Here is a 20,422-nt window from a genome sequence, read left to right as displayed (position 1 = left end):
AGCCACCCAAACAACAAAAACAGGAGCGCGCGATGAGCGATTTTGATGTAGCCGTGCTGTTCTCAGACGAGGCAAAGCTCAGTCCTGAGGACTGGTATCAGGCGATTGAACAACAATACGCCGTTGATGAAGATGCTTATCTGGCCCAACTGGTCACCCTGGCCGAACCCGATGCCGATCATCGCCATAAAAGCGAAATGCGCGCGCGTCAGATGGTTGAAGCCATTCGTGCCGAAGGCGACGTTGCCCACGCGGTGGATAAACTGCTGCAGGAATACAGCCTGGATAATGAAGAAGGCGTCATCCTGATGTGTCTGGCCGAAGCGCTGATGCGGGTGCCGGATGCCGAAACCGCCGACGCTTTAATCCGCGATAAATTATCCGCTGCCGCCTGGGACGAACACATGGGTCGTTCCGATTCCCTGTTGGTTAACGCCTCAACCTGGGGTCTGATGTTAACCGGTAAAGTGACCGGTATTTCCAACCGTGAAACCTCACCGGGCAATTTATTGTCGGGCCTGATTCAGCGCGCCGGCGAACCTGTGATCCGTGCCGCCATGAACCAGGCGATGAAAATCATGGGCAAGCAGTTTGTATTAGGTCGCAGCATTGATGAAGCGATCAAAAACAGTAAAAACTACCGTGCCAAAGGATATACCTATTCCTTCGATATGCTGGGTGAAGCGGCGTTTACCGACGCCGATGCCGAACGCTATTTTATCGCTTACCGCGATGCGTTACGGACGCTGGCCAACAGCAAATCCCAGTGGCGCGATGACAAACCGGCGCCCAGCATTTCGATCAAATTATCCGCTCTGCACCCACGTTACGAAGAATCCCACCAGCATCAGGTGATGGCAGAACTGGGTGCCCGGGTGATCAGCCTGGTGGAAGAAGCCCGCCAGCACGATATCGCACTGACCATCGATGCCGAAGAAGCCGACCGTCTGGAACTGTCACTGCGCCTGTTTAAGCAGGTTTACCAGAGCCCGGCAGCCCGCGGCTGGGACAAGTTTGGTCTGGTGGTTCAGGCCTATTCCAAACGCGCCACCGCGGTACTCGGATTCCTCAACGCTCTGGCAGCAGAACAGGGTGACGAAATTCCGATTCGGCTGGTGAAAGGCGCCTACTGGGACAGCGAGATCAAACACGCGCAGCAGCTGGGTCTGGCCGATTACCCGGTCTTTACCCGCAAAGAAAACTCCGATGTTTCTTATCTGGTGTGTGCCCGTTATCTGTTGTCGGATCAAACCCGTGGCAATATTTATCCACAGTTCGCCACCCACAATGCCCACACCGTGGCCAGCGTTGCCGAACTGGCGCAGCTGAATCCGGGCCGGGCCTTCGAATTCCAGCGCTTACACGGCATGGGCGACGCGTTGTACGACCGCCTGCTGAGCGAAGAGCGGATCGATGTCCGTATCTACGCCCCGGTGGGTGCGCATAAAGATCTGCTGCCTTATCTGGTACGCCGGCTGCTGGAAAACGGTGCCAACTCTTCATTTGTGCACCGCCTGGTGGATGCCGATACCCCGGTATCCGAGCTGGTACAATCTCCGGTGGCGATGGCCAGCCGCCATGCAGTATTCCGCAACCCGAAAATTCCGCGTTCTGCAGAACTGTTCAGCGACCGGCAAAACTCTCAAGGATACAACTTAGCCGTGGCTTTCGAACGCACCCCCCTGCTCAGCAGCATCCGTGCCTTTGACGACACTCAATGGCAACAACAACCCCTGATTGGCGGCAAAGCCGTAGCCGGTGGCGATGTCCATCCGGTGCTCAGCCCTTACGACCAGCGTCAGACCGTGGGTGAAGTCACCTGGGCAACCGCTGAACAGGCCACTCAGGCACTGGATATCGCCGATGCCGCCTGGTTTGACTGGAACCGTACCCCGATTGTTGAACGGGCGGCTTGCCTTGAGCGCATGGCCGAGCTGATGGAACAACACACCGACGAGCTGATGGCCCTGTGTGCCCGCGAAGCCGGTAAAACCCTGCAGGACAGCATCGACGAAATCCGTGAAGCCGTAGACTTCTGCCGCTATTACGCCCAGCAGGCGCGCGACAACATGCAACTGCCAACCCGGCTGCCTGGGCCAACGGGTGAAAGTAACGAACATTATTACGAAGGCCGTGGCGTCTTCCTGTGTATCAGCCCGTGGAACTTCCCGCTGGCGATCTTTATCGGTCAGGTGGTGGCCGCTCTGGTTGCCGGTAATACGGTATTGGCCAAGCCGGCTGAATCGACCTCGCTGATTGCCGGCCGTGCCGTACAACTGCTGCACCAGGCAGGTGTACCGGGCAACGTCGTTCAGCTGCTGTGTGGCGCCGGTGCCACGATTGGTAATGCACTGGTTCCGGATAGCCGGATTACCGGCATTGCCTTCACCGGCTCCACCGAGACGGCACAACATATCAACCGTACTCTGGCTGCCCGCGAAGGTGCACTGGCTACCTTTATCGCCGAAACCGGTGGTCAGAATGCCATGATCGTTGACTCCACCGCTCTGCCGGAACAGGTGGTTGCCGATGTCATGGACTCTGCGTTTGCGTCTGCCGGTCAGCGTTGTTCCGCTCTGCGGGTACTGTGTGTGCAGGACGACATCGCCGACCGCATCATTGAACTGATCGACGGCGCACTGCAACGGGTGGAAATGGGTGATCCGCAACAATACAGCTGTGATTGTGGCCCGGTGATTGATGAACGGGCACGCAGTGGGCTGGTTAATCACATCGAACGCTGGCGTGCAGCTGGCCGCGTATTAGCCGAAGCCAAACTGCCGGACAGCTGTGCTCATGGTCAGTTTGTCGCCCCGGTTGCTATCGAAATCTCGGATATTGCCGATCTGGGCCGCGAACAATTCGGCCCGGTATTACACGTTTTACGTTACAAAGCGAACGAACTGGACAACCTGATCAGCGCCATCAATGGCACGGGTTATGGCCTGACTCTGGGGATTCACAGCCGTAACGAAGCGACCGCCGCCTATATCGAAAGTCGCGTTCGGGTCGGTAACTGCTACATTAACCGCAACCAGATCGGTGCGGTGGTCGGTGTTCAGCCATTTGGCGGACGTGGTTTGTCTGGTACCGGCCCGAAAGCCGGTGGCCCGAACTACCTCAAGCGTTTCGCGACAGAACGGGTGCGCACTATTAACACCACAGCGGTTGGTGGTAACGCCACCCTGCTGTCACTGAATTCGGAAGACTGACCTTCCGTTGCAATCCGGCGTCAGCATGGCGCCAACCAATATGAGCCGGGTAACCGGCTCTACTACTATAAGAAACGACCCAATAAAAACGACAATTTCAGGAGCGCAGCATGAGTATCAATGTATCGACGCTGATTACCTTTATCGCCTATCTCGGAGCCATGCTCTGGATTGGTGTCTGGGCATACCGTAAAACCAACGACCTTTCTGACTATATTCTGGGTGGCCGCTCACTCGGTGCCTGGCCATCGGCATTATCCGCCGGTGCTTCCGACATGTCCGGCTGGCTGTTACTCGGTATGCCGGGTTATGCCTACGCCGCGGGCTGGGAAGCCTCCTGGCTGGGTGGTGGCCTGCTGTTGGGTACTTACCTCAACTGGCTGGTTGTCGCACCTCGTCTGCGCGACTATTCCGAAGCGGCCGGCAACAGCCTGACGCTGCCGCAATACTTCAGCAACCGCTTTAACGATAAAGTCCTGATCCGTTCGATTTCCGCCGTCTTTATCCTGCTGTTCTTCCTGTTCTATACCAGCTCTGGCCTGGTAGCAGGCGGTAAATTATTCGAAACCGTCTTCGGCCTGGATTACACCATGGCCGTTACCATTGGCACCATTGCGGTCGTGTCTTATACCTTCTTCGGCGGCTTTCTGGCCGTTTCCTGGACCGACCTGGTACAGGGCCTGTTAATGGCTGCTGCACTGGTCATTGTACCGATTGCCGCCTTCAGCGCCGTTGGTTCCGGTCCGAACGAACTGCTGCTGGCAAAAAATCCGGAATTACTGGATGCCTTTTCCAAAGCCGACGGCAGCACCTTAGGCTGGATGGGTATTGTGTCACTGGCGGCCTGGGGTCTGGGTTATTTTGGTCAGCCTCATATCCTGGCACGTTTTAAAGCCATCAAAAGCCGCGCAGATATTCCCCAGGCCCGCCGTATCGCCGTCAGCTGGACTCTGATTGGTCTGGTGGGTGCGTTCCTGGTGGGTGTTGCCGGTATTGGTTATTTCGACACACCACTGGCCGATTCCGAAACCGTGTTTATGGATCTGGTACAGGCCCTGTTCCACCCACTGGTCGCCGGTATCCTGCTGGCTGCTATTCTGGCAGCAATTATGTCCACCGCGGATTCTCAGCTGCTGGTATCGTCTTCCGCACTGACCGAAGACATCTACAAAGAACTGTTCAACAAAGAAGCCGACGACGCGCTGCTGGTGAAAATTGGCCGTTTTGCCGTTGCCGGTATTGCGGTAATCGCCTGGGCACTGGCGCTTAATCCGGACAGTTCAGTACTGGGCCTGGTGTCTTATGCCTGGGCAGGCTTTGGTGCCGCCTTTGGTCCGGCTGTGATTCTGTCACTGTTCTGGTCACGCATGAACCGCTATGGCTGTCTGGCCGGTATTCTGGTTGGTGGTATCACTGTGGTGGTCTGGAAACAGCTGAGCGGTGATATGTTCGAACTGTTTGACCTGTACGAAATTGTACCCGGCTTTATTTTCGCGACCATCGCGATTGTTGGGGTCAGTCTGGCGACGGCTGAGCCCGAAGAAGAACTGCTGCAAACCTTTAACGACGTTAACGGTTAATACCCGGCGTTATGGCCTACCTCTGCCAGGGCCATAACGTCAGTCAGCAGTCACACCTCGAACAGGTCTGCCGTTTTACGGCAGGCCTGTTTTTTTATCCGTTCTCCGTACAGCATCAGCCGTTGTCATCAGGCTGTCATACCGCTGTCACACAATGACGTGGTTTTAACGCCCTGCACAGGTTCGGATATCGATGACAACACCACAATGGACACCGATACGGGAATCTTCCCTGCTGCTGTTATTGCAACAGGCGCAGCAGAAGATGGATGACGATGGCCGCCGGATCTGGCAACAAGTGCGCCTGGAACAGCCAGAGCTATGGCAACAACACCCCTGGGGCGATGAAGGTTGTGGCTTCTGGGTGGTGGCTGTCTTCGGTCGCCGCTGTATCTATTTCAATGATATCCGTGGTGGTTTTTGTCTCAGCAGCTTCCGCGACTGGGGCAACATCGATCAGTATTGCCAGGCGACCCCGGCGCTGGCCGATATTCTCAATCAGCACTTTCTGCCGGAACCGGCCTGAAAGCCGCGAATCGCTGGCTAACAAGGGTTAAATACAGTAAAATCGCGCAACTTTTGCCCATGCCCATGTCGGGCCGGGATGTTTAAACAGCTCTTTATCAGTTATGCGTTGTCCGTTTTGCTCTCACCCCGATACCAAAGTGATTGATTCACGCCTGATAGCAGACGGCGAACAAACCCGGCGCCGTCGCGAATGCATCAGTTGTGGCGAACGGTTTACCACGTTCGAAAGCGCAGAATTACTGATGCCCCGTATCGTTAAACAAGACGGTACACGGGAACCCTTTAACGAAGACAAACTCCGCTCCGGCATCCAGCGCGCACTGGAAAAACGCCCGGTCAGCGTCGAGGATGTTGAATCCGCTATCTCCCGCATCAAACACGTATTACGCACCAAAGGCGAACGCGAAATCGACAGCCGCATTCTGGGTGAATGTGTGATGACTGAACTGAACCAGCTTGATCAGGTGGCTTACGTACGCTTCGCCTCGGTTTACCGCAGTTTTCAGGATGTGTCGGAGTTTCAGGCCGAAATTGAACGTATGGCCAACTCCTCTCAGCAGGGAGATGGCGAATGACCGATGCCGGTTATATGAGCCGCGCACTGCAGCTGGCACGCCGCGGCCTGTATTCCACCAGCCCGAACCCCAGAGTGGGCTGTGTGCTGGTCAACAACGGCACCATTGTTGGCGAAGGCTGGCACCAGAAAGCCGGTGAAGGCCATGCGGAGGTGAATGCCTTACGCGCAGCCGGCGACCGGGCTCGCGGCGCAACCGCTTATGTCACCCTCGAACCCTGCTCTCATTTTGGCCGCACCCCGCCTTGTGCCCAGGGCTTAATCGACGCCGGTATCACCCGGGTAGTAGGCGCCATCCGCGACCCGAACCCGCTGGTTGCTGGCCGGGGTTACCAGATGTTGCGTGATGCCGGTATCGACGTGACTGAAGCCTGCCTGACAGACGAAGCGGAAGCCATTAATGTTGGTTTTATGCAACGTATGCGCACTGGTCTGCCCTATGTCCGCGCCAAACTGGCCCACAGCCTGGATGGCCGTACCGCCATGGCCAGTGGTGAAAGTCAGTGGATCACCGGTCCTCAGGCGCGCCGTGATGTTCAGCGTTTACGCGCGCGCAGCTGTGTGATCATTACCGGTGTTGATTCGGTATTAATCGACGATCCATCAATGACAGTACGTCCGGCTGAAACCGGTATCGAACAACCATCACACTTATGGCGCCAGCCGCTGCGGGTGGTGATCGACAGCCGCAACCGTTTACCGGCAACGGCCAAGCTGCTGCAACAGGCCGGCGATATTCTGGTTGCCACCCTGAAGGAACCCGAACAGCCCCCCCAACGACCAGCCAACAGTGGCGCACTGCGCTATTGGCAGGCACCGGCCAGCAACAGTGGCCAGGTCGATCTGACCGCGCTGTTACGCTATCTGGCGGAGCAGGGCCATAATGAAGTACTGGTCGAAAGTGGCGCCCGGCTGGCAGGAGCATTTGCCGCACAGCAACAACTGAACGAACTGGTGTTGTATTGCGCACCGACGCTGCTGGGCAGCGATGCGCGGCCGCTGCTGCAACTGAATTTCAGTCAGATGCAGCAACAGCTGCGCTGGCAATGGCAGGACGTGCGGATGGTCGGCAACGACCTGCGCCTGACCCTGACGCCTGAGCACAACCCGACTGCGGCGAAAGAGGCCTGAATGTTTACCGGAATTATTGAAGCCGTCGGAAGTGTGACTTCCGTAGACAACCAGCAAGGTGATATCCGCCTGCGTATTCATACCGCGGCGCTCGACCTGAGTGACGTACGCTTAGGCGACAGCATTGCTACCAACGGCGTGTGTCTGACCGTCGTTGAACTGCCCGGCGACGGTTTTGTCGCCGATGTATCGCGTGAGTCCCTGGCCCATACTCAGATCGGCAGCTGGAGCAAAGGCACCCGGGTCAATCTGGAAAAAGCCATGTTGCCTACCACCCGCATGGGAGGCCATATTGTCACCGGCCATGTCGATGGCCTCGGCACCATTAAGCAACGTCAGGCCGACGCCCGTTCGGTGCGGTTTGTAATTGCGCCGCCGGCCTCTCTGCAAAAGTACATTGCGGCAAAAGGCTCGATCACGGTCGATGGTGTCAGCCTGACGGCCAACGCCCTGACCAGCGAAGGTTTTGAACTGAATATCGTGCCGCACACCGCGGCCGAAACAACACTGCATTCCGCTCAGGTTGGCCAGAAAGTCCACCTGGAAGTTGATATTATCGCACGCTATTTAGAGCAGCTGCTGCACGGCGGGCAATCCCACGCTGACCACAGTGGCAAAACACAGGCTACAGCAAGTAGCATCGACCAGGCTTTCCTGGCGAAAAACGGTTTCTGGAAATAGGTGAGCACCATGCCCCTGAATAAGATCGAAGACATTATTGAAGATATCCGCGACGGTAAAATGGTTATCCTGATGGATGACGAAGACCGTGAAAACGAAGGCGACATTATTGTTGCTGCGGAAAAAGTCACCCCTGAGATCATTAACTTTATGGCCACCGAAGCACGTGGCCTGATCTGCCTGACATTAACCGGTGAGCGCTGTGACTTCCTCGGCCTGCCGGCAATGGTCAGTGGTAACGGTGCTAAATTCTCCACTCCGTTTACGGTATCCATTGAAGCCGCAGAAGGTGTGACCACGGGTATCTCGGCTGCCGACCGGGCGCAAACCATCCGTGTTGCCGTCGACCCGAACAGCAAACCGGACGATATCGTTCAGCCTGGTCATATCTTCCCGCTGCGCGCCCGTCCGGGTGGTGTGTTAAGTCGCGCCGGCCACACCGAAGCCGGTTGTGATTTATCACGTCTGGCTGGTCTGATTCCGTCGGCCGCCATCGTTGAAGTGATGAATGCGGATGGCACCATGGCACGCCGTCCGGATCTGGAAATTTTTGCCGAAAAACACGGCATTAAAATCGGTACCATCGCCGACCTGATTCATTACCGCATCGCCAATGAAAAAACCGTGGAGCTGACCAGCAAAGAAGCGGTACACACAGAGTTCGGTGAATTTCAGCTGCACACCTTCCGCGATAATATCCAGAACGAAACTCATCTGGCACTGACCATGGGTGACATCCGCGAAGAACAGGCCACCCTGGTACGGGTACAAAACACCAGCGCGCTGCGTGATGTGTTAGGTGTACGGCAACAGGGTTCTGAAAGCTGGTCATCCACCAAAGCGATGGCGCGCATTGCTGAAGAAGGCAACGGCGTGCTGGTGCTGTTATCCGCCGGTCAGGGAGAAGATATCTGCGACAGTCTGGATCAGCATTTTGGCCGGGTACGGCCACCACGCAGCCCGAACACCGACAGCTCAGGTGCATTTTTAACCATTGGTACCGGCTCACAGATTCTGCGTGAGCTGGGAATTAAAAAAATGCGTCTGTTAAGCAGCGAAACCCGTTACAGCGGTTTGTCGGGTTTTGACCTGGAAATTGAAGAATATTTGCCCTACGGCGAATAACACAGACAAGCGTTTAAAAACCTGAACTTTTATACGAGAGAAAAACTATGAGCTTACATATTATCGAAGGCGATTTAACGCCAAACGACGGTAAATACGCCATTGTTGTTGGCCGCTGGAATGCCTTTGTGGTTGAAAGCCTGCTGGAAGGTGCGGTTGATTCCTTAACCCGCCACGGCGTAGAACCAGAAAACATCACCGTTATCCGGGTACCGGGAGCGATGGAAATTCCACTGGCTACCAAAAAAGTTGCTGACAGCGGTAAGTACGACGCGATTATTGCTCTGGGTGCGGTTATCCGTGGCGGTACGCCACACTTTGAATACGTATCAGCAGAATGCACCAAAGGTCTGGGGCAGATTTCTCTGCAGTCCGGTATTCCGGTTGCGTTTGGTGTACTGACGGTTGATTCCATCGAACAGGCCATCGAGCGTTCAGGTACCAAAGCCGGCAACAAAGGCGAAGAAGCAGCGATGTCTGCTTTTGAAATGGTTAATCTGATTCAAGCTCTGGAGGCGTAAGCCCGATGTCACGCACTCCCGGTAACCCTCAGCAGGGTGGCAAAAAATCCAGCCCGGCCGCTCGTCGTAAAGCGCGACGGTTTGCCGTTCAGGCCATTTACCAATGGCAACTGGCTGGTGCTAATTTGGCCGCTATTGAAGCCGAATTCCGTACCGATAACGATATGAGCAAAGTGGATCTGGAATATTTCCACGATATCCTGCATGGAGTGCCACGCGAAAAATCCGAGCTGGACGCCAAAATTGAAAAGCTGCTGGATCGGCGCCTCGACGAGTTAACCCCTGTTGAGCTGGCGATTCTTCGCCTTGGTGCTTACGAAATGGTGCATCGTCTCGACGTACCATACAAAGTTGTGATTAATGAGTCCGTTGAACTGGCAAAAACCTTTGGTGCCACCGACGGCCATAAGTACGTTAACGGTATTCTCGATAAACTGGCCCAGCGCGACCGCATGGTTGAAATCCGCGGCCCGAGAAAATAATCATCGCAGCCCCGGTCCGGACCCGCTTTATGATCCATTGCCATCATAAAGCGGTGTTCAAGCGCCGGATTTTTCCGGTTCATTAATCTCCGGAGTCATTATGAGCAACACGCCCCCCTCATCCCCCGGCGAATTTGAATTAATCCGCAATTATTTTTGTCACGGTTTTCCCCACTCTGCTGACACTCTGCTGGCGATTGGTGATGATGCTTCCGTGGTTCAGCCGCCGGCCGCCAGCCAGCTGGTTCAGAGTATTGACACCCAGGTGGCCGATGTCCATTTCCCGGCTTCAGCGCCAGCCGCTTTGATCGCTCAGCGGGCATTACGCTGTGCCGTCAGTGACCTGGCAGCGATGGGCGCAACTCCGCAGGGTTTTCATCTGGCGTTAACACTGCCCGACTCCGACAGCGCCTGGTTAACCGGGTTCTCCTCAGGCTTAAAAAAAGCGGCCCATGAACTGAATATTGCGTTAATCGGCGGTGATACCACCCGGGGCAAACAACGGGTTATTTCGGTCGCCGTACAGGGCTGGATTAAACACGACAATACGCCATTAACACGTGCAGCGGCTGAGGACGGAGACGGTATTTATTTATCCGGTCCGGTTGGTGCTGCAGCACTGGCACTGCCCCAGGTACTGAATAACCCGGCCGATTACAGCGGCTTGGCGCAACAATATTATTTTCCTGCCGTGCACTTAAGTCTGGGTCAGGCATTATTAGGCCGTGCCAGCGCCTGTATCGATGTGTCCGACGGATTGCTACAGGACGCTGGCCATATTGCCCGCTCCTCCGCCCTTCAGCTACACATCGACACACAACGGGTGAGCGTGGCTGACGACCAGCAACGGGCACTGTGCCTGACCGGTGGCGACGATTATCAGCTGTTATTATGTGGCCCAGCCACACTGCTGCAGCCGTTAACCGCCGTGTTCCCGCAGCTGCACCACATTGGCGAATGCCGTCGCGGTGAGCCCGGGGTTGTGCTGTCAGCAACCGATGCCTTGTTGCAGCAGCTGAGCGAGCAAAGCGGCTTTAATCATTTTTAATACTGCGACAACGCCATAAATAATACAGTACCGGAATCACAATCAGCGTCAGCAGCAACGCCGTTGCCGTACCACCTACCATAGGCGCGGCAATACGGCTCATCACTTCCGAACCGGTGCCACTACCGGATAATACCGGCAATAAACCAATGGCAATGGTGGCCACCGTCATAGCAATCGGCCGCAGCCGTAAGCCCGCTCCCTGCAATACCGCTTCTGCAATATCCGCCCGGCTGAGTGCTTGTTGTTGCTGTTGACGGCGGTCGTACAAACGTTGATACGACTGGTTAAGGTACACCAGCAGAATCACGCCAATTTCTACCGCGACACCGGCCAGCGCAATAAAACCCACCCCCACAGCAACAGAAAAATTAAATTCCAGCCACCACATCAGCCATAAACCGCCGACCAGCGCCAGTGGCAGGGTTAATAAAATCATCAGTACTTCCGTCAGCCGGCCAAAACTTAAAAACAGCAACACGGCGATAATGGCAATGGTCAGAGGCACCACATAACTGAGTTTTTGTTGTGCCCGTAATAAATATTCATACTGACCCGACCAGTTAACTGAATAACCGGGCGGCACCTGAATGCGGCCGTCAGCCATCGCTTCCGCCACCGCTGCCTGAGCCTGCTGCACGTACAGCCCCAGATCTGTGTTATTAATATCGATAAATAACCAGCCATTAATCCGCGCATTTTCACTTTTTATCGCCGCCGGACCGGGCTGAATCGATAAGTCGGCGATATCCGCCAGCCGCAGAATTTCACCATTCGCCCCTAATAACGGTAACTGCCGCAACGACTCCGGTGAATCCCGATAGCCCTGAGGGAAACGCAAACTGATCGCATAACGTTCCAGCCCCTGCACCGACTCACTGATGGCTGCACCACCCACCGCAGAAGCCAGCAGCTGCTGTACCTGCTGCAACGATAATCCGTATTGTGCCGCCTTAAAGCGATCGATATCGATATTCAGGTAACGACCGCTGGCAACCCGTTCGGCATACACTGAGGTGGTTCCCGGCACCTGCTCAACCACGCTTTTAAGCGCCGCGGCCAGGGTTTCTATCTGTTGCAGATCCGAACCTGCAACCTTAATCCCCACCGGGGTTTTAATGCCGGTCGCTAACATATCGATACGGGTTTTAATCGGCATCACCCAGGCATTACTGAGGCCGGGAAACTGCACCAGCTGATCGAGTTCGGCGCGGATTTTTTCCGACGTCATACCCGGCCGCCAGTCAGCTTTAGGCTTCAGCTGAATAAAGGTTTCAATCATGGTCAGCGGCGCCGGATCTGTCGCGCTTTCGGCACGGCCTATTTTGCCGAACACCCGGGCCACTTCCGGTTGTTGTTTAATTAATTTATCGGTTTGTTGCAGAATCTGGCGGGCCTCACCAATGCTGATGGCGGGATAAGTGGTGGGCATATACATCAGGCTGCCTTCATCCAGTGTCGGCATAAATTCAGAGCCGATTTTCTGCAGCGGATAAGCGGCGCTGAGTGCCAGCACAAACGCAAACAACAAGGTTGTTTTCGGGTATTTCAGCAGCTGTTTTAACAACGGCATATAACCACGTACCAGCAGCCGATTAACCGGATTATCTGCTTCCGGGCGAATATGACCACGCACCAGGTAGCCTAATAACACCGGCACCAGAGTCACGGCTAATATCGCAGCGGCCGCCATGGCATAGGTTTTGGTAAAGGCCAGCGGTGCAAATAACCGCCCCTCCTGAGCTTCCAGTACAAATACCGGTAAAAAACTCAGGGTAATGATCAGCAAACTGAAAAATAATGCCGGTCCGACTTCCTGACACGACTGAATAACCAGCTGCCAGCGTTTTTCCTGTTCCAGCTCCGGCTTACCTTCGAGGTGTTTATGCAGATTTTCAATCATCACAATGGCACCATCCACCATGGCACCAATGGCAATTGCGATTCCCCCCAGCGACATAATATTGGCATTCAGTCCCTGCCATTTCATGACGATAAAAGCGGCGAGAATGCCCAGCGGTAAACTCAGTACAATCACTAATGCCGAACGTAAATGAAATAAAAATGCAGCACATACCAGAGCGACAATTAAAAATTCTTCCCCCAGCTTCTGCCACAGATTTTCGACTGCAGCATCAATCAGCTCGGTGCGGTCATACACCGGCACCAGCTCAACACCCGCCGGTAACGATGGGGTAATGTCCGCCAGTTTTTGTTTTACCGCTGCAATCACCTGCTGTGCATTTTCACCGGAACGCATCACAATAATGCCGCCGACGACTTCACCTTCACCATCCAGCTCGGCAATACCACGGCGCATTTCCGGCACTTCGCGCACCCGGGCGATATCGCGTAATAACAACGGCGCCTTGCCCGGCTGTAATAACGGAATATTTTCCAGTTCAGCAACACTGCGGATAAAGCCGGTGGCATTCAGCATATATTCGGCTTCGGCCATTTCGATTACCGCCGCCCCGCGCTGCTGATTAGCCGCCTGAATCGCCTGTACCACCATATTGATTGGAATGTTATGTGCCAGCAAGACTTCCGGACGCAGCTGTACCTGATACTGGCGCACCATGCCTCCCAGAGCAGCCACTTCGGAAACCCCGGCAACCGATTGCAGCTCAAATTTTAAAAACCAGTCCTGTAAACGACGTAATTCGGCCAGGTCGTGTTGCCCGGTTTTATCCACCAGAGCGTACAGGTATACCCAGCCAACGCCGGTTGCATCGGGCCCCAGCTGAGGTTTTGCCGTGGCCGGTAACTGGCCACTCATCTGGCTGAGGTATTCCAGTACCCGGCTGCGGGCCCAGTATAAATCGGTATCATCATTAAAAATGACGTACACATATGAATCGCCAAAAAACGAAAAACCACGTACGGTTTTTGCACCGGGAACCGACATCAGTGTACTGGTCAGCGGATAAGTCACCTGCTCCTGTACAACCTCCGGCGCCTGCCCCGGATAACTGGTTTTTACAATCACCTGGACATCCGATAAATCCGGAATGGCATCCACCGGGGTTTGCCTGACTGCAAATAAACCGCCTAACAACAACATCAGGCTCAGCAATAATACCAGTACGCGGTTATTCACCGACCAATGAATCAGCATATTAATCATGATTCATACCCTCATGATTCATAGCGTCATGATTCATAGCTTCGTGATTCATAGCTTCGTGATTCATAGCTTCGTGATTCATAGCTTCGTGATTCATACCCTGATGCAGCACAGAATTGTCCGGCATGGCCGAACGGATATCGACAATACAAAAATCACCGTCATCCAGTGCCGCGAGTTTGATGGCATATACCGGGCTCCAGTCTGCAGCGCTTAAAGCCAGCGGTGTTAACACTTGTCCGGCAACCGCCAGGTGTACGTTTTGCTGCATTGCCGGCCAGCCCCAGGTTGCAATCCCCTGGTGTTTCAGCTCGATACGATCAGACTCAGGGGAGTTTTTCAGCTGCCCCTGCAGCCAGATAATATCGTCGCGGTTTTGTTGCAATGGATAAAAACGTAATAAATCGGAATTCACTGAAGATTCAGAATCCAGCAGGAACTGAGCACTGGTGACCACCTGATCATTGACCGCCAGGCCGGCCAGTATTTCGGTTTTTTGCCGGTAACCACTCTGCGTGACCGAACTTTCTCGCCCCGTCTGCACCGCCACCGATTTATAACGCCCATCCCCCAGTGCCAGCACCACCCGGCTCTGAATTCCGTCGTTAATAACCGCCTGAGAAGGAATCTGTAACACCGGCTGATCCTGACGCGTCAGATTAACGCTAAGGTACTCCCCGGGCTGCCACTGACCCTGGCGGTTATCCAGTGCAAAACGCCATACCTGAGAACGACGCTGATCCAGTAACGGTAATAACAACCCTTGCTTATCCAGCAACTGTAATGACTTGCCAGCAACATCCAGTGGCTCCAGCGTTAACTGCCGGCTGACAGCCGGTGGAAGCGGCTGATTTAAATGCACGTCCAGCCACAGTCTGGAAAGATCAGCGATGGTTAACAAGTTTTCTCCGGCTTTTACCGCTCGTCCGGTGGTCAGCTGCCACTGGGTTATCACTCCGGGTTGCTCGGCAACAAAGCGAATACGTTCTTCAATTTTTTTATTTTTTTCCAGCCGTTTAATCCACCAGCGGGGCAGATTGAATGCCGCCAGACGATCGCGGGCAGACTGAATAAAGGCTGCTTCACCATCCGCCAGCGCTACCAGAAACTCCTCCTGAGCCACCACCAGAGCCGGGCTGTAATAATCAAATAATGGCTGACCACGCTGCACCGTTTCCCCCACCGCATAAACGTGGACTTTTTCGATCCAACCGGCTGCCCGAATCTGAAACTGCTGCAGCTGAGCATTATCGATCCTGATCTCTGCAAACGCCCGTTGCTGATCGAGCCAGGGTAATAACTCGGCAGCAGCGCTGGTCACTCCGATCTGGCTCTCGACCGCTGCCGTAATGCTCACCGTGCCCGGTGTGCTGTTATCCGGTTCGTCGTAAACCGGTACCAGTTCCATCCCCATGGGCGATAAACCGGGCTGATCGCGACGAAAGTTCGGGTCCATGGGGGCAACCCAATACAGCGGTTTTTTTTCCGCCGGGGCGGTGGCAACAGTGGTGGACTGATTCCACCACCAGCTGGCAGCAGCACCAATTGCAGCTGCCAGGATGACTAACATCAGATTTTTCATAAATAACTCAACACAAATACATCGGGAACGCAGCAGCCAGCGGGGCGAACTGCAGACGGATTAACGGTGTGTTAAGCGAATATGGGAGGGCGCTGCAGGGGGTAACTATCGGGGTCAGGTTGAGCTGAGGTGAGTGGAAAAACCAGCCATGACTGACGAGCAACACTGGCTTGTGGTAAATCCAGCATCATGGCATAAGCGGAACAACTGCCACCACAACAATGACAGTCGCGTTCACATTCGAGCGTCAGCGGCGCATCAGCAGCACTCATATCGTGCTCTGCCATCTGATGACAGGCCGGCATGTCAGTTGTGACGTTGGCATGGCTGTTTTCCAGATACGACTGCATCGCCATCAGCGCCTGACTGTTAGACGTCAGGAGCACGGCAAAAATCAGTAAGCAGCGCAACGCAGTTGAAAACATAACACCCGGAACCATTTACAGCGATTATAGTTCGATCCGGCTGTGGAATAAAAGTTCCTTTACCCTTCCAGCCATCGTCAGAGCGCCGCCAGATAACTCAGCCGGTTCAGAAAAATACCAGCCAGGACAAAGCGTTATGCGCTTTGGCGGCGCCAAGGATATAACCAAAGCTCAACATGGCGGCAATAAACGCCGGCCAGCTACCACGTTTAATGGCAACCACACCAAAACCAATATAAGCCAGCAAGCCGACAACCTTGGCACTGAGCCACAGATGGGTTAGCGGATACTGAGCAATCTGCAGGCACAACATCACGGCAAACACTAACAGAATAGTATCGATCACATGAGGCAGGATTTTCAGCAGCTTGTTGCTGCGCAATCCCGGAGAGACCTTAAACAGAAAAAAGCGGATAAAAAATAATAAACCGCTGAGATACGCCAGACCGGCGTGTGAATGTTTCAGAGCTGTGTATTCCAAGAGTTATACCTCTAACCAAAAAGTAACCGGGCCATCATTACACAACGACACCTGCATATCAGCAGCAAAACGGCCGCTCGCGGTTGTTACCTGCTGTCCGGCGCGGGCCACTACATAATCGTACAATTGTTGTGCCTGTTGCGGCGATCCGGCGGAAGAAAACCCCGGGCGTAAGCCCTTACGGGTATCGGCCGCCAGTGTAAACTGAGAAACCACCAGCAGTTCAGCCTGAATATCCAGCAAACTGAGATTCATCTTGCCGTTATCGTCGCTGAAAATGCGGTAATTAAGCACTTTATGCAGGAGCTTATCGGCACTTTGTTCATCGTCGTGCTGCTGCACTCCCAGCAATAACAAAATGCCCTGATCTATCTGGCCGGTTATTTCGCCGTCCACGCTCACACTGGCATTGCTGACACGCTGAATTAAGCCAATCATGAATTACCGCCTGTTAAACTGCATAAAACTGTGAGGCAGGATACTGATCGTTATTAAATAATCAATAATTGCTCAAACTGAGCACTGGTACTTCCCGACCCGGGCCGCTTTCTGGCATGCTAAAGGTTGTTGATAGTTTCTTTGTTGCCAGACTGGTTGCGGACATCCCCGATGAACACACACAGGTTATTTCAGTTATCTTTACGCCACGGCTGCAGCCTGCTGCTTATGGTGGCGATATCACTGACAGCCAGCGCAACCGATGTCTACGTCAGTCGTGATAAAGACGGCAGTGTGGTGTTCAGTGATAAACCATCACGTGGCTCAGAAACCCACAAAGTAAAACAATTGCCGGTTGTGCCGGCATTTGTTGCGCCGGCCAAAACCAGCCCGCCCGCCGCCCCCAGCGCCGATAAAAAAACCAGCTATACCAGTCTGAGTATCGTGTCTCCGCAGGATGGCGCCCAGCTACCGACCGGAGCGGCCGGTAGCCTGAACGTTAACGGCGTGTTATCACCCGGGCTGCAACCCGGTGATACCATTGAACTGATCGACAACGGCCAGCGTATCAAGCAAGGCCAGCAAACCAGTTTTGCTCTGGAATACCTCGATCGCGGCGAACATCAGCTGCAACTGCAGGTGGTTAACGCCAAAGGCGACGTTATAATCAGCTCAAACCTGGTCACGGTTTATATTCAGCGACATTCGGTGCTGAAGCGCCGTTAACCTCACTCCGGCCAGTCAAGCGCCCCACCCGGCACCATTACGATTCACTCTTCCTCCTATATGCACTATCGTAGTGCATATATATGGCTATTTTTACCATTTAGGTGCACCTTCAAACGACTGGTGCCTGCAATAGCGCCATTTTTGTGCAATCACCAGTATTGGCTTATTTTTTGCTGAAACAGGATTGATCAGCCGTTTTGTACGGCTGATGGCAACGGAGGAACATCATGCTGGCCAGCCCTATCATTAATCAACGTCTGCTCGAACACCTGAACACCGGAGTGTTATTGCTGGATGACGAACTGATTGTGATTTATATGAATCCGGCGGCTGAAGCTCTGTTGGAAATGAGTGGCAAACGCGGCCTGGGAGTTCACTTTCCGGAACTGGCGGTAGAATCTGCTGAAGCCACCGAAGCACTGGAAAACGCAGTCAGCAGTGGCCATTCGTTTACCAAACGTGAAGCCAGTATCCAGTTGCACAATCAGACTCAGATCACGCTGGACTACAGCGTCAGCCCGGTTGCTCACCCGGAAACACGCCAGCCAACTCTGCTGGTTGAGCTGCAGGGCCGTGACCGGCTGATGCGTATCAGCCGCGAAGAACAACTGATCGCCAAACAGGAAACCACCCGAAATCTGGTGCGTGGCCTGGCCCATGAAATCAAAAATCCGCTCGGTGGTATTCGTGGCGCGGCTCAATTACTGGAGCGCGAACTGCCCTCCGAAGGCCTGAAAGAATACACCGGCATCATTATTGAAGAAGCCGACCGGCTGCGCGACCTGGTTGATCGCTTACTCGGACCACGTCAGATTCCGAAAACCGAAGACGTTAATATTCACGAAATACTTGAACGGGTGTGTCAGCTGATCAGCGTTGAATCGGGTAATGCCATCTGCATTAACCGCGATTACGACCCCTCTATTCCCGAGTTACAGGCCGACAAAGGCCAGATGATTCAGGCGTTACTGAATATTTGCCGCAACGCGATGCAGGCCATGCTGGAAACCGGGGTGGATATTCCGCAGCCCACCCTGAGTCTGAAAACCCGTACCGTGCGCCAGTTTACCATTGGCCACAAGCGCCACCGGCTGGTTGCTCAGATCGAAATCTGTGATAACGGCCCGGGCATTCCTGAAGCAATTCAGGAAAATTTATTTTATCCGATGGTCAGTGGCCGCGCCGAAGGAACCGGCCTCGGGCTGTCGATCGCACAATCCATTATTAATCAGGTGAATGGCATTATCGAATTCGAAAGCCAGCCTGCACACACTACTTTCTCAATTTATTTACCATTGGAATCCGTATGAGCACTGTCTGGATCATTGATGACGACAAATCCATTCGCTGGGTATTAGAGAAAGCCCTGGCCCAGGCCAATATCACCACCCGGGTGTTTGAACAGGCCGAACCGGCATTAAACCAGTTAAAGCGTGAACATCCGGATGCCATTATTTCGGATATCCGCATGCCGGGTATGGATGGTTTAACCTTGCTGCGCGAAGCCAAAGAGGCCCATCCGCAGTTACCGGTTATTATCATGACCGCACATTCCGACCTCGACAGCGCGGTGTCATCCTATCAGCAGGGTGCCTTTGAATATTTACCCAAACCCTTCGATGTCGATGAGGCCGTGGCGTTAATTCAGCGCGCCGTTGCTCACTTCGCTGAACTGAATGCCCAGCAACCGGAAACCAGCGAACAACAGGACAACACGGAAATCATTGGTGAAGCACCAGCAATGCAGGAGGTGTTCCGCGCTATTGGCCGTTTATCCCAATCGAATATCACGGTATTAATTAACGGTGAATCCGGCACCGGTAAAGAACTGGTTGCCCACGCTCTGCATAAACACAGCCCACGCTCTGCCGAACCTTTTATTGCGCTGAATATGGCCGCCATTCCGAAAGATTTAATGGAGTCGGAATTATTTGGCCACGAAAAAGGCTCGTTTACCGGCGCAGGTGGCCAGCGCCGTGGCCGCTTTGAGCAAGCTAATGGCGGCACCTTATTCCTCGATGAAATCGGCGATATGCCTGCGGACACTCAGACACGTTTATTACGGGTTCTGGCTGACGGTGAATTTTACCGCGTCGGTGGTACCACTCCGGTTAAAGTCGATGTCCGTATTATTGCCGCAACCCACCAGGACCTGGAAAATCTGGTTAAAGACGGGCGCTTCCGGGAAGATTTATTTCACCGCTTAAACGTTATTCGTGTCCACCTGCCACGCCTGGCAGACCGGCGTGAAGACATCCCGAAATTGCTGGCACATTTTCTCAAACGCGCCGCCGATGAGCTGGATGTTGAAGGCAAAATTCTGAAGCCGGAAACGGAAGAATATCTGACCTCCCTCGACTGGCCAGGCAATGTACGGCAACTGGAAAATATCTGTCGCTGGATTACCGTCATGGCGTCTGGCCGGGAAGTATTAATCAGCGATTTACCACCGGAATTACTGGAGCAGGAAGGCAGCTCTGTCAGTGGTGGCAACTGGGAGCAGGCATTACGTTACTGGGCTGATCAGCAGCTCAGTGCCGGCGTGGTTGGCTTATTAGATACAGCGGTACCGGCATTTGAACGTATTATGATTGAAACTGCGCTGAAGCATACCGCCGGTCGCCGTCGTGATGCTGCGAATTTGTTAGGCTGGGGCCGTAATACCCTGACACGGAAAATCAAAGAACTGAATATGGATTTCGGCAACCATGCAGAGCATGAACACGATGAGGAAAGCGAAGAAAGTTAACTCTCAGTA

At 54.0% G+C, this 20,422-nt stretch carries 18 protein-coding genes; 13 read left to right on the top strand and 5 right to left on the bottom strand.

Annotated elements, in window-relative coordinates:
* Positions 1 to 32: 32 nt before the first annotated feature.
* The 10 genes from putA to thiL all read left to right on the top strand — a co-directional run bounded on the left by putA (position 33) and on the right by thiL (position 10,882).
* On the top strand, positions 33 to 3,212 hold the full coding sequence (putA, locus tag ACFOMG_RS01170; RefSeq protein ID WP_376864269.1) for a bifunctional proline dehydrogenase/L-glutamate gamma-semialdehyde dehydrogenase PutA: 3,180 nt from the start codon (positions 33 to 35) through the stop codon (positions 3,210 to 3,212).
* Between the two features lie 110 nt (positions 3,213 to 3,322).
* A complete protein-coding gene (gene putP / locus ACFOMG_RS01165) occupies positions 3,323 to 4,792 on the top strand; it encodes a sodium/proline symporter PutP (protein WP_376864268.1) in 1,470 nt (489 codons plus the stop codon).
* A gap of 193 nt (positions 4,793 to 4,985) precedes the next feature.
* On the top strand, positions 4,986 to 5,318 hold the full coding sequence (locus tag ACFOMG_RS01160; RefSeq protein ID WP_376864267.1) for a hypothetical protein: 333 nt from the start codon (positions 4,986 to 4,988) through the stop codon (positions 5,316 to 5,318).
* A gap of 103 nt (positions 5,319 to 5,421) precedes the next feature.
* Positions 5,422 to 5,895, top strand: a complete 474-nt coding sequence (gene nrdR / locus ACFOMG_RS01155; protein WP_376864266.1) for a transcriptional regulator NrdR — start codon at positions 5,422 to 5,424, stop codon at positions 5,893 to 5,895.
* Positions 5,892 to 7,025, top strand: a complete 1,134-nt coding sequence (gene ribD / locus ACFOMG_RS01150; protein WP_376864265.1) for a bifunctional diaminohydroxyphosphoribosylaminopyrimidine deaminase/5-amino-6-(5-phosphoribosylamino)uracil reductase RibD — start codon at positions 5,892 to 5,894, stop codon at positions 7,023 to 7,025. Before nrdR ends, ribD begins: the two co-directional genes overlap by 4 nt.
* Positions 7,026 to 7,706, top strand: coding sequence for a riboflavin synthase (locus ACFOMG_RS01145; RefSeq protein ID WP_376864264.1), 681 nt, complete (start codon positions 7,026 to 7,028; stop codon positions 7,704 to 7,706).
* Positions 7,707 to 7,715: 9 nt separating this feature from the next.
* Positions 7,716 to 8,831 carry a bifunctional 3,4-dihydroxy-2-butanone-4-phosphate synthase/GTP cyclohydrolase II gene (gene ribBA / locus ACFOMG_RS01140; protein WP_376864263.1) on the top strand — a complete coding sequence of 372 codons (1,116 nt, stop codon included), beginning with the start codon at positions 7,716 to 7,718 and terminating at the stop codon, positions 8,829 to 8,831.
* 47 nt (positions 8,832 to 8,878) lie between these two features.
* Complete coding sequence (gene ribH / locus ACFOMG_RS01135; protein WP_376864262.1) at positions 8,879 to 9,352, top strand: 6,7-dimethyl-8-ribityllumazine synthase; 474 nt, start codon at positions 8,879 to 8,881, stop codon at positions 9,350 to 9,352.
* 5 nt (positions 9,353 to 9,357) lie between these two features.
* The gene (gene nusB / locus ACFOMG_RS01130) at positions 9,358 to 9,834 is read left to right on the top strand and encodes a transcription antitermination factor NusB (protein WP_376864261.1); all 477 of its coding nucleotides are present in this window, start codon (positions 9,358 to 9,360) and stop codon (positions 9,832 to 9,834) included.
* A 100-nt stretch (positions 9,835 to 9,934) separates the two neighbouring features.
* Positions 9,935 to 10,882 carry a thiamine-phosphate kinase gene (gene thiL / locus ACFOMG_RS01125; RefSeq protein WP_376864260.1) on the top strand — a complete coding sequence of 316 codons (948 nt, stop codon included), beginning with the start codon at positions 9,935 to 9,937 and terminating at the stop codon, positions 10,880 to 10,882.
* Here thiL and ACFOMG_RS01120 read toward each other — a convergent pair.
* From ACFOMG_RS01120 to dtd, 5 genes are all read right to left on the bottom strand, one after another.
* Entirely contained in the window at positions 10,869 to 14,009 is a 3,141-nt protein-coding gene (locus ACFOMG_RS01120) for an efflux RND transporter permease subunit (RefSeq protein WP_376864259.1), read from the bottom strand. The two genes, thiL and ACFOMG_RS01120, sit on opposite strands and share 14 nt — an antisense overlap.
* Positions 14,002 to 15,591 (bottom strand): efflux RND transporter periplasmic adaptor subunit, encoded by a 1,590-nt coding sequence (locus ACFOMG_RS01115; protein WP_376864258.1) that lies wholly within the window; start codon positions 15,589 to 15,591, stop codon positions 14,002 to 14,004. Before ACFOMG_RS01115 ends, ACFOMG_RS01120 begins: the two co-directional genes overlap by 8 nt.
* 71 nt (positions 15,592 to 15,662) lie before the next feature.
* Positions 15,663 to 16,016, bottom strand: coding sequence for a hypothetical protein (locus ACFOMG_RS01110; RefSeq protein ID WP_376864257.1), 354 nt, complete (start codon positions 16,014 to 16,016; stop codon positions 15,663 to 15,665).
* A 106-nt stretch (positions 16,017 to 16,122) separates the two neighbouring features.
* The gene (locus tag ACFOMG_RS01105) at positions 16,123 to 16,497 is read right to left on the bottom strand and encodes a SirB2 family protein (RefSeq protein WP_376864256.1); all 375 of its coding nucleotides are present in this window, start codon (positions 16,495 to 16,497) and stop codon (positions 16,123 to 16,125) included.
* 3 nt (positions 16,498 to 16,500) lie between these two features.
* Positions 16,501 to 16,935 carry a D-aminoacyl-tRNA deacylase gene (gene dtd / locus ACFOMG_RS01100; RefSeq protein WP_376864255.1) on the bottom strand — a complete coding sequence of 145 codons (435 nt, stop codon included), beginning with the start codon at positions 16,933 to 16,935 and terminating at the stop codon, positions 16,501 to 16,503.
* Positions 16,936 to 17,106: 171 nt separating this feature from the next.
* Here dtd and ACFOMG_RS01095 point away from each other — a divergent pair, with 171 nt between their 5' ends.
* The 3 genes from ACFOMG_RS01095 to ntrC all read left to right on the top strand — a co-directional run bounded on the left by ACFOMG_RS01095 (position 17,107) and on the right by ntrC (position 20,413).
* Entirely contained in the window at positions 17,107 to 17,661 is a 555-nt protein-coding gene (locus tag ACFOMG_RS01095) for a DUF4124 domain-containing protein (protein ID WP_376864254.1), read from the top strand.
* A 230-nt stretch (positions 17,662 to 17,891) separates the two neighbouring features.
* Positions 17,892 to 18,974 (top strand): nitrogen regulation protein NR(II), encoded by a 1,083-nt coding sequence (gene glnL, locus ACFOMG_RS01090; protein WP_376864253.1) that lies wholly within the window; start codon positions 17,892 to 17,894, stop codon positions 18,972 to 18,974.
* The gene (ntrC, locus tag ACFOMG_RS01085) at positions 18,971 to 20,413 is read left to right on the top strand and encodes a nitrogen regulation protein NR(I) (RefSeq protein ID WP_376864252.1); all 1,443 of its coding nucleotides are present in this window, start codon (positions 18,971 to 18,973) and stop codon (positions 20,411 to 20,413) included. Before glnL ends, ntrC begins: the two co-directional genes overlap by 4 nt.
* Positions 20,414 to 20,422 lie beyond the last annotated feature (9 nt).

The organism is Bacterioplanoides pacificum, assembly GCF_042648445.1.
Lineage (GTDB): Bacteria > Pseudomonadota > Gammaproteobacteria > Pseudomonadales > Oceanobacteraceae > Bacterioplanoides > Bacterioplanoides pacificum.
This window is presented reverse-complemented; position numbering and strand designations above follow the sequence as displayed.

Coding starts and splice junctions, on each gene's coding strand:
- putA (WP_376864269.1), top strand. CDS start 33: ATGAGCGATTTTGATGTAGCCGTGCTGTTCTCAGACGAGGCAAAGCTC.
- putP (WP_376864268.1), top strand. CDS start 3,323: ATGAGTATCAATGTATCGACGCTGATTACCTTTATCGCCTATCTCGGA.
- ACFOMG_RS01160 (WP_376864267.1), top strand. CDS start 4,986: ATGACAACACCACAATGGACACCGATACGGGAATCTTCCCTGCTGCTG.
- nrdR (WP_376864266.1), top strand. CDS start 5,422: ATGCGTTGTCCGTTTTGCTCTCACCCCGATACCAAAGTGATTGATTCA.
- ribD (WP_376864265.1), top strand. CDS start 5,892: ATGACCGATGCCGGTTATATGAGCCGCGCACTGCAGCTGGCACGCCGC.
- ACFOMG_RS01145 (WP_376864264.1), top strand. CDS start 7,026: ATGTTTACCGGAATTATTGAAGCCGTCGGAAGTGTGACTTCCGTAGAC.
- ribBA (WP_376864263.1), top strand. CDS start 7,716: ATGCCCCTGAATAAGATCGAAGACATTATTGAAGATATCCGCGACGGT.
- ribH (WP_376864262.1), top strand. CDS start 8,879: ATGAGCTTACATATTATCGAAGGCGATTTAACGCCAAACGACGGTAAA.
- nusB (WP_376864261.1), top strand. CDS start 9,358: ATGTCACGCACTCCCGGTAACCCTCAGCAGGGTGGCAAAAAATCCAGC.
- thiL (WP_376864260.1), top strand. CDS start 9,935: ATGAGCAACACGCCCCCCTCATCCCCCGGCGAATTTGAATTAATCCGC.
- ACFOMG_RS01120 (WP_376864259.1), bottom strand. CDS start 14,009: ATGATTAATATGCTGATTCATTGGTCGGTGAATAACCGCGTACTGGTA.
- ACFOMG_RS01115 (WP_376864258.1), bottom strand. CDS start 15,591: ATGAAAAATCTGATGTTAGTCATCCTGGCAGCTGCAATTGGTGCTGCT.
- ACFOMG_RS01110 (WP_376864257.1), bottom strand. CDS start 16,016: ATGTTTTCAACTGCGTTGCGCTGCTTACTGATTTTTGCCGTGCTCCTG.
- dtd (WP_376864255.1), bottom strand. CDS start 16,935: ATGATTGGCTTAATTCAGCGTGTCAGCAATGCCAGTGTGAGCGTGGAC.
- ACFOMG_RS01095 (WP_376864254.1), top strand. CDS start 17,107: ATGAACACACACAGGTTATTTCAGTTATCTTTACGCCACGGCTGCAGC.
- glnL (WP_376864253.1), top strand. CDS start 17,892: ATGCTGGCCAGCCCTATCATTAATCAACGTCTGCTCGAACACCTGAAC.
- ntrC (WP_376864252.1), top strand. CDS start 18,971: ATGAGCACTGTCTGGATCATTGATGACGACAAATCCATTCGCTGGGTA.